Genomic DNA, 15,192 nt, shown 5'->3' on the forward strand with positions numbered 1-15,192 from the left:
GGGGGTGCCGGCCCCTCGGCGGAACCGTCCCGACGGGCCGCCGCGGGGCGTCCGGTCCGCGTCTGGCAGGATCACCGCGACGTGAACCGGGTCAGGGGAGGTCGAAGTGGGATTCTTCGGTAACAAAGACCGACGGAAGGGCGAACAGGAGGCGATCGATCATCTCGTCGAGCGTGTCCTGACGCTTCTGCGGCGACCCCCGGCCGAACGGGATGCAGGGCTGCGCGACTGCCTCGCCACAGCCGAGGTCCGGTTCGGCGATGAGCACCTCGTGACGGACTACGTGCTCTATGCCCTCTGTGTCCACCTCGAATCCGAAGGCCAATGGCCGGAGGCGGAAACGAGGGTGCTTCGTCTGCGTACCCGCCACGACACCCTGGAGATCTGGATCCTGCATGTCAGGATCTTGTCCCAGCAGGGCCGTCACGAAGAGGCGGCACGTGAACTCGACGAGCTGATCGAAGCCGCTTCGACGTCGCTGGACGAGTTCGGGGCACAAGTCCTGCTCTGTCGCGCGGTGCGTGGGAACGAGAGGTTCTGGCTGGGCCGGGTCGAGGAGAGCGAGCAGGAACTGCGCAGTGTCCTCGAGCGGAGCCGGCTCCTGCCGCCGCCCGCCGGGTTCGCCGCGCGCTGGTTGGCGACGGACCTGCTGTCCCACCTCCTGACGAGCACGGGACGCCCGGAAGAAGGACTGGCGATCGCGGAAGAAGCGTTGGGAATGGTGACCCGGTACGACGAAGGAGAACTGCGCTTGCGGTTCGGTCTGGAGCTGTGCTGTGCCCATGCCCTGAACCGTCTGGGGAGCCATGCCCAAGCGTTGGAGAGCGCGAGAAGTGCCTTTGCCGTGATCGCCGGGGCCGCGAGGTCGGCCACGCCCCCGTCTGTGGTGACCCTGCAGTCGGCGGAAGCCCTGTCGGGCATCCATGCCGCGGAGGCGCTGCTCGGGTTGGGGCGACGCGAGGAGGCCGCGCGGGAGGGCGGCAGCAGCATCGCCACCCTGAGGAGGATGCACGGCCCGCACTTCGGAATCGTCCGGCAGGCGGAGCGCAGCCTCGCCGACCTGCTGGATCTCACCGCAGGCGACGCTGACGCCGTGACCGCGTAGGGCTTCGACCGGGTCGAGGCGGTGGATGGTTCTCGCTGCGCCGACGTTCGGACGCGGGTGTACGGGGGGCACGACGGGGACGGAGAGCCGTCATGGCTGGGTTTGCGCGCCCCGGGGTCCCGCGTTCTGTGCGCGGGGCCCCGGGGGTGGCTGGGCCGGTCGGCGCCGGCGCCGTTCCCTCACGCGCTGCGGGCGGTGATGTCCCCGTACGGGGTGGTGGCGTGGATGTGGAGTTCGGTCGCGCCGTCGTTCTTCAGGGCGTTGCTGACGCGGCCGTGGCCCGTGCCGGCGTCCAGGGCGGCGGACACCCCGGAGGCGGCGGTGACCGTGATGTCGCCCATCTGGGTGCGGAGTTCGACCGTGCCGCGGACGGCCTCGGCGATCCGTATGTCGCCCCGCGCGGTGCTGATGTTCGCGGGGCCGGTGAGCCGGCCGACCTCGACGTCGCCGTCGACCGCGGTGAGACGGACGCCGGAGGCCTCGTCGATCTTGATCTGCCGGTACGCCCCGTCGAAGACGACGTCGCCGAGCCGGCCCACCCCGCGGAGCTCACTGCCGGAGGTCTTGCCCTCGACGCGCGATCCGGTGGGCAGTTGGACGGTGACCTCCAGGGCCCCGGAGGGGCCGAGGAGCCGGTTGCCGGAGGCGGTGCGGATCTGCAGGACGCCGTCGGAGTAGGTGACGGTGGTCTGCTCCGCGGTCCGGACGTCGCGGCTCTTGGCGGGGTCGGCCGGCAGGACCTCGACGACGGTGTCGGCGCGGTCGGCGGCGATGAACTGGACGCGTCCGGCCGGGATCTCCAGGACGGCGGAGATGGGGGCGGTGGTGTCGAACTTCTGCATCGTGCACTCCCGTGCTCGCTGTCGGTTTCTGACATGGGAAACGCTACGTTGCTTTCCAGTCGACGGCAACGTTCTTGTTGCGTCAAATCCCAATCATCGCAGGTGAGATGAGGGAATTTGTTGCAACGATCCTGAAGATAATGCAACGTCGGCCGCTTCGATCATTGCAATGGTCGGGAAGTGAACGCTATGGTGCGGGAATCGGGGACATCGCGTGCGATCACCAGGGAGATCACGATGCCGGGAGGCAGGCTCACCCAGCAGGAACGCCAGCAGATCGCGTCGGGGCTGGCCGACAGCCTTCCGTACGCCGAGATCGCCCGGCGCCTGGACCGTCCGACCTCGACGGTCACGCGCGAGGTGATGCGCAACGGCGGCCCCACCGCCTACCGCGCCGACCTCGCCCACCGGGCCACCGAGCGCCGCGCCCACCGCCGCAAGCCCGCGGCCGTCAGGGGGGCGCAGTCGGCCCCTCCGGCGCACGGACGTGATCCGGAGGCCGTGGCCGAGTACGAGGAGACGTTCACCACGGTCATGATGGCCACGGGTCTCAACAAGATGGGGGCCCGGGTGCTGACGTGCCTGTTCACCACCGACGCGGGCAGCCTGACCGCGGCCGAGCTCACCCAGCGGCTCCAGGTCAGTCCGGCGTCCATCTCCAAGGCGATCGCCTTCCTGGAGAGTCAGAGCCTCGTCCGCCGGGAACGGGACGAACGCCGCCGTGACCGCTACCTCGTCGACAACGAACTCTTCTACCAGGCGACCATCGCCAGCGCCCGGGCCAACGACCAGCTGGTGGCGACGGCGCGCCAGGGCGTGGCCGTCCTCGGCGCCGACACCCCGGCCGCCGCCCGCCTGGAGAACATCGCCCGCTTCCTCGACTTCATCAGCGAAAGCGTCACCCGCGCCGCCGAGCAGGCCCGCGCCGTCCTCCACACCAGGCCTGACGCGGCCTCACACGACGCGGCGCAGCCGGGCCGGGACGCGTGAGGGACCCGCGGCCACGGGGGTGGGCGTGGGCAGGAGAGCCCCGGGACCGGAACGGGGCGGGCGTCGTCAGCGCTGCTTGCGGATCACCTGGTAGCGGCGCTCCACGTCGGCCATGAACCATTCCGGCACCTCGCCCACGGCGCGCAGGTACCTGCGCTCCTCGGGGGAGAGGCCCTGCGCGGCGTCGTCCACGGCCAAGGTGTAGTCGGCCATTCTGTCCGACGCGTACTCGCGTCTGAGGTCACCGCCCGTCGTGGTCGCGCCGTCGTTCCTGCTGAACAGGACCGTGATCCACCCGAACACGCGCAGTCGGCCCGCCTTCTTGCGCAGCTCGTCGCGGACGACGAGCCAGCACAGGCGCTCGTCGGTCACGTTCGGCATCGCTCGTGCCTCCGCCATGCGCTCTCCCCTCCCCGCACGCGTTCACCTGATCCGCGTGGCGGCGGGAGCCTACCGGCCGGGGAGCCGCCGTGCCGCGCCATTTACCGCGCGCACGGCCTGACGTGCCGCAGGTCCCGACCCGTCTCAGGCGGCGACCTTCGCCAGGAACGCGGCGAGGTTCGCGACGGTCCGCTGGACCTTCTCCTCCAGAGTGAGGGTCTCGTGGAGCCGCGCGCCGATGCCCGCGACCTTCTTGCCCCGTACGTACAGCGGGCAGGCGAGGTCGCTGCACATGTAGGCGCCCACGGTGTTGCCCTGCTGCCCGGCCTTGCCGGCCCGCGGGGCGACCATGAGGGAGACGCCCCCGGAGTGGGTGGTCAGGCACATGGAGCACATGCTCAGCCGCGCCTGCCAGGAGGCCGTGTGCGACGAGCGCAGGACGACCGCCGTCGTGCGCCCGTCCAGCTCGGTGACGAGGTACGACCGGTCCGGGGCCTGGGGGTCGCGCCAGCCGAGGAAGTCCAGGTCGTCCCAGGGCTGCTCGGCCAGGTCGCGGGGCACGTGCAGGCGCTTCGCCTCGCCCTTGCTGCAGTTCACGAAGGCGCCGCGGATCTCCCGCTCGGTCAGTGGCTTCATGAACGGCAGGCTAGTTTGCCTAAAGGTATTAGGCAAATTATTAATGTGTGCAGCTACGGCGTGGGGGTGTGATGGTTCGGGGAGGCCCCCGCTCACCGGCCGGCTGCCCTGCCGGCAAGGGGTGCGATGGAGCGCCGGCTCAGCGGTAGTCCTCGGGGTGGCCCTGCATCCAGCGGTTGATCCGGTCGCGGGTCGCCACGAGGTCGTCCTGGTGCTCCTTGAGGTTCTCGAAGGAGGTGTCCGTGCCGAGGGTGCCGTGCAGTCGCGCCATCCACGCGAGCGGCTCGCGGAAGTGCCCGGGGCCCTGGGGGTCGGCCTTCATGGCCTCGTCGAGTCCGGCGAGTTCGTCGTGCACCCGGGTGAGGAAGTACGCGCACTCGCCCTGGGACGTGGTGGGCGTGCAGCCGGAGTGGTAGGTCGCCTGGAGGGTGGCGAAGGCGTCGCGCACCTTCTCCACCGGGACCTCCGGCTGCCCCGCCGAAGGGGACTCGGACCCTGCCGGTGCCGACTCGGAACCGGCCCCCGGAGCGGACGCCCCGGCCGGCTCCGAGGCGGACACGGGCGTACGGGTGCCGCCGGCCGTGCGGTCCGCGCCGTCGTCCGACGGCGCGGAACACGAGAGGAGGAGCGCCACGAGCGGGACGGCGAGCAGCGGGGCGGCGGGAAGGCGCCGAGCGGTGGGTTCCTTGATCATGGCAGGTACGACGTGGTGCGGGGCCGCACGGTTCCCCGCCGCCTCCGCAGATCCGCCGGTACCTCAGGCCTGCAGCGTGTAGCGGAAGACGCGGGTGTCCCGGACGAGGAAGCCGAGACGTTCGTACAGCCGGTTCGCCGCCTGACGTGAGGGCCGGGACGTGAGGTCCACCGTACGGGCTCCGGCGACGTCGGCCAGCCGGATCGCCTCCTCGGTGAGGGCGGCGCCGACGCCGTAGCCGCGGGCGGCCTCGTCGACCACCACGTCCTCGACCCAGGCGCGCATCCCGGTCGGCAGGGGGAACATCGCCAGCGTGAGCGTCCCGACGACGCGACCGTCGACACGCGCCACCAGCACCGTGTTCGCCTCGGCGGCCAGCAGCCTGCGCAGCGATTCACGGTCCGGCGGCGCCGCGCTGGCGGACAGTTGGGGGAGCAGGCGTGTGAACGCCTCGACCAGCTCGTCGTCCGCCTCGCGGACGACCTCTACCTCAACGCTCATGATCCGGTTCCTGTCCAGGTGTCTCGGCACCGGGTGGCGTCCGCGGTGCCCGGGGGAGCGGCCTGGCGCGGCCGCGGGCTCCAGTCTTCTCAGGAACCCGACGGCGGGCCATTCCTGCTCATCCACCCGTGGCCGGTGCCGTGGGCGCGTCCACGGCAGGGGGTTCCTCCGTCGCTTCGTGCGAGGGGACGCCGGGTCGCGCGAGCGCCGCCAGCCGGTCGGCGGCGGTGTCGACCAGTTGCAGGTCGGTCTTGGTGTGGGCGATGGCGGCGTCGATGAGGAGGGCGACGAGGGGGTCGTCGGTGTGGGTGCGGCGCAGGCGGGTGAGGGCGGCGAGTTCGGAGAGGTAGGTCTGCCGCTGGTTCGTCACGAGGGTGTCCAGGGCCTCGGGGCCGAGCGAGGCCGCGCCGAAGAGCTTGAGGAAGAGTTCGTCGCGGTATCCGCCGGTGCGGACCCAGGCCGACGTCGCCCAGCTGTCGAGCTCGTCGAGTCCCTGGTGGGTGAGGGTGTAACGGGTCTTGTCGGGGCGGTCGTTCTGCGTGACGTGCGAACGGGTGACGTGGCCGTCGCGGACCAGCCGTTCGAGGATCTGGTAGAGGTGCCCGATGTTGAGGCCGCCCCACTGCGGGCCGATCGCTTCCTCGAAACGGCCCTTGAGCTCGTAGCCGTGACTCGGTCCCTCGGCCAGCAGCGCGAGCACCGCGTGGTGCAGTGGCATTTTGCATCCCCTCTGTGTTGTGACAATGTACCCGTGCATTGCCGCAATGCAGGAGGGGTGGTCGGAACCATGGGCGTGACCTTGCGGGGCGTGACCCGCCGACATCCGGGGGTGGTGGCGCTGGACGGCATCGACCTGGAGATCGGGGACGGTGAATCGGTGGCCCTGACCGGCCCGTCCGGCGCCGGGAAGTCGACCGTCCTCCACCTGGTGGGCGGCATGGATCTGCCGGACTCCGGCACCGTCGAGGTCGACGGCACCGCCCTGGCACCGGGCGGGCTCGACGCCCACCGCCGCCGGATCGGCTTCGTCTTCCAGCGCTTCCACCTGCTGCCCGCCCTCACGGTGCTGGACAACGTGCTGGCGCCGGTGCTGCCCCGCCGGGTGGACTTCGACCGGCGCGCCCGCGGCATGGAACTGCTGGAGGCCGTGGGCCTGGAGCGGCGCGCCGGCGCGCTGCCCTCGGAGCTGTCGGGCGGTCAGCAGCAGCGCGTGGCCGTCGCCCGGGCGCTGGTCAACCGGCCCGGCCTGCTGCTGGCGGACGAGCCGACCGGAAACCTCGACAGCGCGACGGGCCGGGAGATCATCGACCTGCTGCTGTCCCTGACCGCGCAGTTCGGGATGACGCTGCTGGTCGCGACCCACGACGTGGAGGTGGCCGCCAGCTGCGACCGGATCCTGCGCCTGCGCGACGGGAAGGTCGTGGCCGACGAACGCGTCACGCCCGCGGCCGACGTCCTGGACCGGCTCGGAGGCCTGCGCCCGTGATCGCCATGATCTGGTCACAGCTGCGCCGGCACCGGGCCCGCGCGCTGGCCCTGGCAGCGGGCATCCTCGTGGCCGCCACCAGTTTCACCCTGCTCACCTCGACCGTGACCACCAGTCAGGCGCGGACCACCGAGACCGTGCGGAAGAACGCCCGCTCCGCGTACGACGTCCTGGTCCGCCCCCACGGCAGCCAGACCGCCCTCGAACGCGGCGACCAACTCGTCGGGGCCAACTTCCTGTCCGGGATCTTCGGCGGCATCGGCACGAGCCAGTACGAGCGGATCAAGGAGATGCCCGGGATCGAGGTCGCCGCGCCCGTCGCCAACGTCGGCTACCTGATGGTGCAGGGAACGCTGAAGGTGGACCTGTCGTCGTTCGTGGACGGCGAGGCGCAGGGCCAGATGCTGAGGATCCAGCCGACGCTGACCGCGGGGCTGGGCCGCTACCGTGCCGCCGACCAGTACCTGTACGTGAGCCGCAACCCGATCAAAGCGTCCGAGACGCTCTCGGACTCCACGTTCCCCGGCCTGCAGGAGGAACACGCCGATCACCGGACCTATCCGGTGTGCTGGTACTACAACTACAACAAGACCGATATTCACGTCGAACACACCGAGGACGGCGAATTCGGTCCGCTGCAACCCAACCTCATACGCGAGGACCGTCGCGAGAAGTCGCCCTTCGACCCCGACATGAACAGCTGGCTCACCTGCCGGTCGGCGGGGGGCAAGGCGGTCGCCGAGATCCCCGTCTCCTACCCGGTGCTGCTGTCGGCGGTGGATCCCGCCGCCGAGGACCGGCTGGTGGGCCTCGGGCACGCCGTCACCTCCGGCCGCATGCTCACCGAACGGGACAAGCCCGCATGGGGCCGCAAGGAGAACTGGTCCAACGAGTCCTACTGGACGATCCCGATGGTGCTCAGCGACCAGAGCCTGACCTCCGGGACCGTGGACGCCACCGTGGAACGCCTGGACACCGGCGACCCCACGGCCCTGCGCGGCAAGCTCGGCAGCCCCGCCGCCCACGACTTCGTCAACGACCTGCGCGGAACACCGGTCGGACGCGTCAGCGCCCAACTCGAGCAGGGCTTCCCCGGCACCTCCCTGTTCGCCCCGCAGGCCGACAGCTACTGGACGGTCGGCCCCGTCGACTACCGCCGCACCGGCGCGGACCTGGCGCCGCGCGCCCGCGCCGACCAGTCCCCGGAGCTGTGGCGCACCAACAGCGACCGCCAGTTCATCCAGCTCGTGCCCGAGGAGAACACCGGCGCCCAGTTCCGGGAGGTCGTCAGCCACCCCGGAACCGCCTGCTGGGGCACCCGTACCTGCGGGCACGAGGACTACGGAAGGACCCCGGTCCCCTACCTGAAGCCGGTCGGCCGCTACGACGCCACCGAACTCCCCGGATTCTCCACGCTGTCCGCCGTGCCGCTGGAGACCTACCGCTCGCCGCAGGTCACCGGCGCCGACGACGCCGGGCGGGCGGCCCTGCACGACCGGCCGCTGCGCCCGGACCGCAACCTCGGCGGCTACCTGGCCGCACCGCCCACCATGCTCACGTCCCTGGACGCGCTGCCCGTACTGACCGGGAGCCGCCGGCAGCCGAGCGTGCAGGACAAGGCCCCCATCAGCGCCATCCGGATCCGGGTCGCCGGCGTGACCGGCGTCGACGCGGCGTCACAGGCGCGGGTCAACGCCGTCGCGGGGCGCATCCGCACCGCGTACCCCGGCCTGCAGGTGGACATCACCATCGGCAGTTCGCCGGCGCCGCAGACCATCGCGCTGCCCGGCGTCCACGTGGTGGAGAACTGGACCGCCAAGGGCGTGGCGCTGCGCATCCTCAAGGCCGTCGACGCCAAGAGCGCGGTGCTGTTCGTGCTGGTCCTGATCGTCTGCGCGCTGTTCCTCGCGCAGGCCGCCCTGGCGTCGGTGCGTTCACGGCGCATCGAGATCGGCACCCTGCGCTGCCTGGGCTGGAGCCCGCCGGAGATCATGCGCCTCATCCTCGGTGAACTCCTCGTCATCGGCATGGGCGCGGGAGCCCTCGGCGCCGTGCTGGCCTACGTCCTGGGCGTGGTGCTGGGACTGCCCGACGCGGGGCGGAAGGCGGCGCTCGTGCTGCCCGTCGCGCTGTTGCTCGCGGTCGCCGCGGGGCTCTTCCCGGCCTGGCGCGCCACCCGGCTCAAGCCGCTGGACGCGATCACGCCCCCGGTGACCGCCACCGGACGGGCCGCGCCCGTCAGCTCCGTCCTCGGGCTCGCCGTGCGCAACCTGCTGCGCTTCCCCGGCCGTACCGTGCTCGGCGCGGCCGGACTCGCCCTGGCGGTGGCGGCCTTCACCGTCCTGCTCGCCCTCACCCTGGGCTTCCGCGGAGAGGTGGCCGGCTCCCTGCTGGGCAACGCGGTCGTCGCGCAGGCCCGGACCGCGGACTACCTGAGCGTCGCGCTGTCGCTGCTGCTGGGCGCCGCCGGAGCGGTCGACGTCCTGGTCCTGTCCATGCGCGAACGCGCCGCGGACCTGGCCGTGCTGCGGGCCACCGGCTGGACGACGCGTGAACTGGCCCGGCTCAGCTACTACGAGGGTGCCCTGCTCGCCGTGCTGGGCGGCCTGGCCGGAGCGGTCACCGGGCTGGCGGCGGTCCTCGCCATCGGGTGGGGCACGCTGGGCGGGCGTCTTCCGGCCGTCGGCGGCGCGGCACTGCTGGCCACCCTGGCCGCTGTGGTCCTGGTCTGCGCGGCCCTGGCCCTGCCGGTCCGCGCGCAGTCGCGCGTCGCGCCCGCGCGTCTGCTGGCCATGGGCTGACCACTGCCGCAGGCAGGCGCGGTGGGGCCGGTCCCGACTGACCGGCCCCACCGCGCCGTTGCGCCTAACGCCTGGTCAGGACCACATCCGCGGTGACGGCGTCACGACCGCCCGTCCGCACGGTGCGCTCGGCCGTCCGGTAGCCCTCGGCACCGACCCTCAGCGCGACGGTACGTCCGGCCTCCGGGAGCCACAGCTGGTAGGTGCCGTCGACGGCGGTGCTCAGCGTGTGCGCACCCGTCCCGGTCCCGACCCGCACCGTGGCCCCGGCCAGCGGCGTGCTGCCGCCGTGCCGCCCCGCGCCGCTGACGGTGCCGCTCAGGTGCGTCCACCCCGGCGGCGCCACCACGGTCATGGTGACGGGCACGGTGACGGATCCGTACGGCCCGTCGCTGTCGACGACCAGCCGCGCGCGGTGCACCCCCGCGTCGGCCGGGCCCATGCCCCGGGCGTCGACGGTGACCTTCAGTTCCGCCGTCCCGCCCGCGGCGACGGACGCGGAACCCGCCTTGCCCGCCAGCCACGCCACGTCCCCGTGGGGCGAGTCGTAGCCCGGCAGCTCCAGGGCGGAGCTCTGCATCACCCGGTCGGCGCTCAGGCCGCCCAGGACGGACCAGCCGGGTGCTCCGGCAGCCGCGTACAGCGGCTGCGGCAGGTTCGGCAGGGCGCTCCACGCGTCCGTGCCCGGATCGTAGGCGTACGCCTCGTTGGTCACCGCGGCGGCCCCGACCAGCACACCGCCGGCGGCCATGAGCCGGCCCGCCCCGACGGCCGTCGCGGCACCCCAGAAGTCCACCGGCGGATCGGCGATCGGGGTCCAGCGGCCCGCGGCACGGTCCAGGGCGTACCCGGCCGCCGTGGCGTGCGGAGGCTGCCCGTCGCCCTGGTGGACGCCGCCCGCGCAGTACAGCGTGCCCTCGACCGTCCCGCAGCTCTGCCAGGAGGTCGGCAGGGGGTAGGCCGGGCCCGCGGACCACGTGTCGCTCGCCGGGTCGTAGACCTGCACGTCGCGCGAGCCGCAGGTGAAGCTCGTGCAGCCGCCGACCACGTAGAGCCGGTCGCCCACCGCCGCCGCGGCGGAACTGCCGTACGCCTTGGGCGCGTCGGCGATCCGCGACCAGGTGTCGGTCGCCGGGTCGTAGACCTCGCCCCCGGCGATCGGCGCGCCCGCGCGGTTCTTGCCGCCGACGACGTACAGCTTGCCCCGGACGAATCCGTAGGCCGCGCCGGTGCGCTTGGTGACGGCCGGCGCGAGGTCCTTCCAGGCCGCCGTGGCCGGGTCGTAGGAGCGCAGGGCGGTGGTCCACTGGCCGTCGGGCGTCTGACCGAGACCGGCGTAGAGGACGCCGTCGTACGCGGCCGCGATGCCCCCGCTCATCGGCTGCGGGAGATCCGCGAGCGGCTGCCACGCCTGCCCGGCGGTCGCCCCGCCGGTCCGGCCCTCGGCCGCGACGGCGGTGGCCGTGGTGCCGAGCGGATCGGGGCTTGCCGCCGTCCGCTCCCTGACGGCACCGGCCGCACGCGGGGCGTCCGCGACGGCCTGCTCGCCGACGGCGAGTGAGGCGGGGGCGCCTCCGGTGTTGCGGACCTTCACGGTGACGGTCCTCTTCCCACCCCACGGAACGGTGACGCCGACCGAACCCGGGACGGCCTTCAGCCGGGACGGGCGGAGGGCGAAGTCCGCGGCGGTGACGGCGCCGGCCTTGACCGTCACGCCGGACGTCCGGGCCGGGTAGCCGAAGGCGGGCAGCCCGGCTGTGAACTCCTGACGGCCGGTGCGGGAGGAGAAGGCCCAGTACAGCCCGTCGCCGACGGCCGGGTCGTCCGGCGTGGCGATGCTGCGCCCGCCGTCCTGCGGGGCCCTGGCGGCCGAGACGGCCGCTCCGGCGATCCCGGCGCCGGTGTTGGCGTCCGTCACCCGGCCCGTCAGCAGACCGCCGGGCACCGTGACCAGCGAACGGGTGCCCACGGCGACGTTGTCCAGCTGCCAGATGCCGGTCAGCGAGCCCGCGAAGTGGAAGCGCAGCCGCACCGAGGGCTTTCCGGCGTAGTCCGTGAGCGGAACCGTCTGGTGGGAGGGGCCCTCCACGACGTCCGTGTGGTGCCAGAGGTTCTCCCAGTGGTCCCCGCCGTCGGTGCTCACGTCGATGTCGGCCGTCGGGTCGTTGAAGCGCCACAGACTGGGCAGCGCGGTGTCGAACTCCAGCGCCGGCCGGGTCTGCGCTGAGAAGTCGTAGGAGGGACTGATCAGTTCGGTGTCGACCTCGCCCCAGCCGAGGGCGTAGTCGTCGACCTGGGCGAAGCCGCCGTCACCACCGGTCTGGTTGCCGCGGGTCAGCGGGTCGTCGAAGCCCCAGCCCCCGGCGCCGGTGTGGTTGACGACGCTCCACCCGGCGGGCGTGGCGGCGGTGTCGAAGGACTGGAAGCCGCCCCCGTGGTAGTCGACGGCGTAACCGGGCGGGAGGGCACCGGAGCCGACCAGGGGGAGCGCCAGGTCCGCGGTCCGCGGGGACGAACCGAGCACGACCTGCGTCTCGGCCGGCCGGTAGCCGGGGTACAGGGCGGTGGCGCGCAGCGTGTACGCCTTGCCGCGTTCGAGGCGGACCGAGTAACGGCCGGTCACGGGATCGGTGTACACGGTGCCGGGGACGCCGTCGACGGTGAGCCGGGCGTAGACGCCCCACCCGTGTCCGCCGCCGTCCCGCACGGTGCCGGAGACCGTGGCGGTCGGCACCGCCGCGAGCGCGGCGTTGCGGGTCAGCTCCGCTCCGTCCGCGAGGGTGACGGTGCCCAGTTCCTTCCGGCCGTAGCCGAAGGCGTCGACCGTCAGCGCGTACGAGCCGGCGGGTGCCGCCAGCGACCAGCGGCCGTCCGCCGCGGTGCGTGCCGTGAGCGTGCCCAGCCGTACGGTCGCCCCGGACAGTGCCTTCCCGGTGGCCCGGTCGGTGACCTTGCCGCCCACCGTGCCGTGCGGGCCCGCCCGGAAGGCGTCCACGCCCTTCGGGGTGCCGAGGCCCGTCGGACCGTCGTAGCCGGGGCCCGCGACGCAGCTGTTCGCGGGATCGCACGGGGGCGCCGTGTCCGGGTCGCAGGGCGCGTCGTCGGAGCAGTGGGCGTTGCTGCCGGCGGTCACGTCGTTGAGGGCGTCCGGCGTGCGGTACGGGTACGCGGCCGGGTACGTGCCCGCGACGGGCGTCCCGGCCAGCGCGTACAGACCGGCGATGATCGGGGCGGAGGCGCTGGTGCCGCCGTACACGCCCCAGCCGCCCCCGGAGTAGGTGTTGTAGACCGCCACGCCGGTGTCGGGGTCGGCGACCGCGCTGACGTCCGCCACCGAACGCCGGTCGCATCCCGTGTCCGTCTGGAACGCCGGCTTCGGCTGGTACGCCGAGCACCCGGAGCCCGTGCCGCTCCACACCGTCTCCGTCCAGCCCCGCGCACCGGTGTCGCTCCTGTGGAGCGAGGTGCCGCCGACCGACGTCACGAACGGGGAGGAGGCCGGGTAGCTCAGGCCGTGGCCGTAGTCGCCGGAGGCGAACACCACCGCGGTCCCGGGGTGGTCGAAGTACGCGGCGTCCAGGGCGGCGAGGTCGGGTCCGTCGTAGTAGGCGCCGTAGGAGTTGGACACGTAACGCGCGCCCAGCGCCACCGCGGTGTTGACGGCGGCGCCCAGGTCGTCCGTGGCGGAGCTGTCGGCCTCGACCAGGAGGATGTGCGCCTTCGGCGCGACGGCCGAGACCATGTCCAGGTCCAGGGAGATCTCGCCGGCCCAGCCGTCGTTGGGCAGCGGGAGGTCGGTGCCCCCGCGCTGGTCGACCTTGCGGAAGCAGCCGTCGTCCGCCGCGCAGGGCGGCAGCCCGTACCGGGCCCGGTAGGCGGCGAGGTCCTGCTCGGCGTTGGGGTTGTCGTACGCGGCCACGACCGCGACGGTCGCCCCGGCGCCGCCGTCCTCGGGCAGGCCGTACGCCGAGCGCAGCTCCGCCGGGCCGAACCCCTCGGGCGCGGCGGCACGCGCGCCGGCTCCGCCCGCGCCCTGCGTCTGCCGCACCGCGAAGCAACCGAAGTGCCCGGGCTGCGGCGTGCCGCACAGCGACTCCGTCGCGGGCCCGGTGTCGTCGGCGACGGCCGGGCTCTGCTGCGGGACTTGGACGGCGAGAACCGCCAGCAGCAGGGCCGCGGCGGCGCCGGTGGCACGTTGCCACGGGGATCCCGTCGGCCGGGCGGGGACACTCCTCGGGAACCGGAGGAGGCGTGAGGGGCGGGGAACGGGCACAGGGCGACTCCGATGGAGGGCGGAGCGGACAGGACAGTACGCCGACGACGCGGCCGGACGACTTCACGGTTGCCGGAAGAAAGATCGCGTGCCCACGACAACCAGGTCAATGGGCGGACTTGGCGTCTTGGCGCCGTGTGTCGTATTCACGCCGCACCGCGCTCCGCGCCCTGCGGCAACCCCGTGGTCGGTGACCCGGGATCTCCCTACGGTGGTGCACCATGGAGCCGTGCGAGTCTTCGGCAACCCGGCGACGGCCCCCCGGAAGTGCCATGCCGATCACGAACCACCAGGTGTCCGGGTACGCGTTCTTGCGGCAGATGTATGACGACCCGTACTTCCCTGATCACGTGGTCGACCACGGGAAGGCGATCCTGCTGCGGCTGTGCGAGCAGATCGAGGCCGAGCAGCCGTCGGACATGGAGAGTTTGTACGCGCTCGCCCAGGCTGCGACGGAGGAGTTCAACCTGCTGGACAAGGAGTTCGTCGCGGCCGGGAGTGAGATCGAGACCGTCGCGCGTGAGTGGATCTGTGATGAGTTCTGCTTCGTCGCGTCGGCATACGGGTTCACAGAGGCGGATGCGGAGGAGTTGACCGCCGGTCGGGACTGGTGAACGAGGACGGGAAGGCTGGTCGACGCGGTCACCGCATGGCGGTGACCGGTGCGCGACCCCGGGTCAGGATCCGGCGGTCGCCGGACGCGGAGGGGCCGAAGCCGCGGGCTGCTCCGGCTTGCGGGCCATGAGACAGGCGCACGGTCTGTTCGCCCGGCCGCCCGGCTCCTGCTCCAGCCTCGCGGCGACGACGAGTCCGGCTTGCTCCATCAGGCCGATCACGCGGTTCAGGGGCAGGAGGTACGACTCGTAGGACACGGGATGGCCGTAGCCCTGGGTCGGCCGCAGCCGTTCGTCGCCGACGTAGTCTCCCCAGAGCAGGTGACCGCCGGGCGCGAGCGTGCGGTGGAACTCGGCGAACACCGCAGGCAGCCACTGCGGTGGCGTGTGGTGGGTGGAGTACCAGGCCAGGATGCCGCCGAGCTCGCCGTCCCCCGTCTCCAGCGCGGTCATCGAACCCTCGGTGAACCGCAGGTCCGGATACGCCTGCCGGGCCAGCCCGATCATCTTCGGCGACAGATCGACGCCGAAGGCGGACACTCCCAGCCCGGCGAGGTGCGCCGTGACGCGGCCGGGGCCGCATCCCAGGTCCGCTACCGGCCCGAGGCCGGCCGTCCGCACGAGTTTGGCGAACGCCGCCAGCATGCCGCGGGACAGCGGGTCCATGGCGGCCGGCGGCGGAATGCGTTCGACGTAATCGGCGGCGACCGTGTCGTACGACTCGCGGACGGCGCTCAGATAGGAGGGCTCAGCCATGCCGGCGACCCTAGACGAGCGGTCCGACAGGCGGCGTCACGACCGGCGGTTGGGCACGCCGGTCACTGCGCTACGTCGCGAGTGGCCGGAGCAGGCGCCCGAGGGCCGGGAAG

Annotated in this window: 13 protein-coding genes; 5 read left to right on the forward strand and 8 right to left on the reverse strand. The window is 72.7% G+C overall.

Annotated features, from left to right (window positions below; translation table 11 throughout):
* Positions 1–106: 106 nt before the first annotated feature.
* Positions 107–1,105 (forward strand): hypothetical protein, encoded by a 999-nt coding sequence (locus ABZ479_RS22265; protein WP_500463204.1) that lies wholly within the window; start codon positions 107–109, stop codon positions 1,103–1,105.
* A gap of 179 nt (positions 1,106–1,284) precedes the next feature.
* Here the strand turns inward: ABZ479_RS22265 and ABZ479_RS22270 are convergent, their stop codons facing one another.
* Positions 1,285–1,947, reverse strand: coding sequence for a DUF4097 family beta strand repeat-containing protein (locus ABZ479_RS22270; RefSeq protein ID WP_500463205.1), 663 nt, complete (start codon positions 1,945–1,947; stop codon positions 1,285–1,287).
* Between the two features lie 237 nt (positions 1,948–2,184).
* Here ABZ479_RS22270 and ABZ479_RS22275 point away from each other — a divergent pair, with 237 nt between their 5' ends.
* Positions 2,185–2,937 (forward strand): helix-turn-helix domain-containing protein, encoded by a 753-nt coding sequence (locus tag ABZ479_RS22275; protein ID WP_500463206.1) that lies wholly within the window; start codon positions 2,185–2,187, stop codon positions 2,935–2,937.
* Between the two features lie 66 nt (positions 2,938–3,003).
* Here ABZ479_RS22275 and ABZ479_RS22280 read toward each other — a convergent pair whose 3' ends face one another.
* The 5 genes from ABZ479_RS22280 to ABZ479_RS22300 all read right to left on the reverse strand — a co-directional run bounded on the left by ABZ479_RS22280 (position 3,004) and on the right by ABZ479_RS22300 (position 5,867).
* Positions 3,004–3,336 carry a hypothetical protein gene (locus ABZ479_RS22280; protein ID WP_500463207.1) on the reverse strand — a complete coding sequence of 111 codons (333 nt, stop codon included), beginning with the start codon at positions 3,334–3,336 and terminating at the stop codon, positions 3,004–3,006.
* Between the two features lie 126 nt (positions 3,337–3,462).
* Complete coding sequence (locus ABZ479_RS22285; protein ID WP_500463208.1) at positions 3,463–3,954, reverse strand: FBP domain-containing protein; 492 nt, start codon at positions 3,952–3,954, stop codon at positions 3,463–3,465.
* 139 nt (positions 3,955–4,093) lie between these two features.
* Entirely contained in the window at positions 4,094–4,648 is a 555-nt protein-coding gene (locus ABZ479_RS22290; protein ID WP_500463209.1) for a hypothetical protein, read from the reverse strand.
* A gap of 63 nt (positions 4,649–4,711) precedes the next feature.
* Positions 4,712–5,179 (reverse strand): GNAT family N-acetyltransferase, encoded by a 468-nt coding sequence (locus tag ABZ479_RS22295; RefSeq protein WP_499601235.1) that lies wholly within the window; start codon positions 5,177–5,179, stop codon positions 4,712–4,714.
* A gap of 88 nt (positions 5,180–5,267) precedes the next feature.
* Complete coding sequence (locus tag ABZ479_RS22300) at positions 5,268–5,867, reverse strand: PadR family transcriptional regulator (protein WP_500463210.1); 600 nt, start codon at positions 5,865–5,867, stop codon at positions 5,268–5,270.
* A 90-nt stretch (positions 5,868–5,957) separates the two neighbouring features.
* Between ABZ479_RS22300 and ABZ479_RS22305 the strand changes: the two genes are divergently transcribed.
* Positions 5,958–6,635, forward strand: coding sequence for an ABC transporter ATP-binding protein (locus tag ABZ479_RS22305; protein WP_500463211.1), 678 nt, complete (start codon positions 5,958–5,960; stop codon positions 6,633–6,635).
* 5 nt (positions 6,636–6,640) lie between these two features.
* Positions 6,641–9,436, forward strand: coding sequence for an ABC transporter permease (locus ABZ479_RS22310; RefSeq protein ID WP_500463212.1), 2,796 nt, complete (start codon positions 6,641–6,643; stop codon positions 9,434–9,436).
* 64 nt (positions 9,437–9,500) lie between these two features.
* Here ABZ479_RS22310 and ABZ479_RS22315 read toward each other — a convergent pair whose 3' ends face one another.
* A complete protein-coding gene (locus ABZ479_RS22315; protein ID WP_500463213.1) occupies positions 9,501–13,709 on the reverse strand; it encodes a carboxypeptidase regulatory-like domain-containing protein in 4,209 nt (1,402 codons plus the stop codon).
* Positions 13,710–13,981: 272 nt separating this feature from the next.
* On the opposite strand from ABZ479_RS22315, the gene ABZ479_RS22320 reads away from it, so the two are divergent.
* The gene (locus ABZ479_RS22320) at positions 13,982–14,323 is read left to right on the forward strand and encodes a DUF5713 family protein (RefSeq protein ID WP_500463214.1); all 342 of its coding nucleotides are present in this window, start codon (positions 13,982–13,984) and stop codon (positions 14,321–14,323) included.
* Between the two features lie 63 nt (positions 14,324–14,386).
* Here the strand turns inward: ABZ479_RS22320 and ABZ479_RS22325 are convergent, their stop codons facing one another.
* Positions 14,387–15,079: a class I SAM-dependent methyltransferase gene (locus ABZ479_RS22325; RefSeq protein ID WP_500463215.1), complete on the reverse strand. Its 693-nt coding sequence runs from the start codon at positions 15,077–15,079 to the stop codon at positions 14,387–14,389.
* Positions 15,080–15,192 lie beyond the last annotated feature (113 nt).

It is taken from the genome of Streptomyces sp. NPDC005722 (genome assembly GCF_040630935.1).
Classification (GTDB): Bacteria; Actinomycetota; Actinomycetes; order Streptomycetales; family Streptomycetaceae; genus Actinacidiphila.

Coding starts and splice junctions, on each gene's coding strand:
- ABZ479_RS22270 (WP_500463205.1), bottom strand. CDS start 1,947: ATGCAGAAGTTCGACACCACCGCCCCCATCTCCGCCGTCCTGGAGATC.
- ABZ479_RS22320 (WP_500463214.1), top strand. CDS start 13,982: ATGCCGATCACGAACCACCAGGTGTCCGGGTACGCGTTCTTGCGGCAG.
- ABZ479_RS22290 (WP_500463209.1), bottom strand. CDS start 4,648: ATGATCAAGGAACCCACCGCTCGGCGCCTTCCCGCCGCCCCGCTGCTC.
- ABZ479_RS22300 (WP_500463210.1), bottom strand. CDS start 5,867: ATGCCACTGCACCACGCGGTGCTCGCGCTGCTGGCCGAGGGACCGAGT.
- ABZ479_RS22310 (WP_500463212.1), top strand. CDS start 6,641: ATGATCTGGTCACAGCTGCGCCGGCACCGGGCCCGCGCGCTGGCCCTG.
- ABZ479_RS22325 (WP_500463215.1), bottom strand. CDS start 15,079: ATGGCTGAGCCCTCCTATCTGAGCGCCGTCCGCGAGTCGTACGACACG.
- ABZ479_RS22275 (WP_500463206.1), top strand. CDS start 2,185: ATGCCGGGAGGCAGGCTCACCCAGCAGGAACGCCAGCAGATCGCGTCG.
- ABZ479_RS22280 (WP_500463207.1), bottom strand. CDS start 3,336: ATGGCGGAGGCACGAGCGATGCCGAACGTGACCGACGAGCGCCTGTGC.
- ABZ479_RS22285 (WP_500463208.1), bottom strand. CDS start 3,954: ATGAAGCCACTGACCGAGCGGGAGATCCGCGGCGCCTTCGTGAACTGC.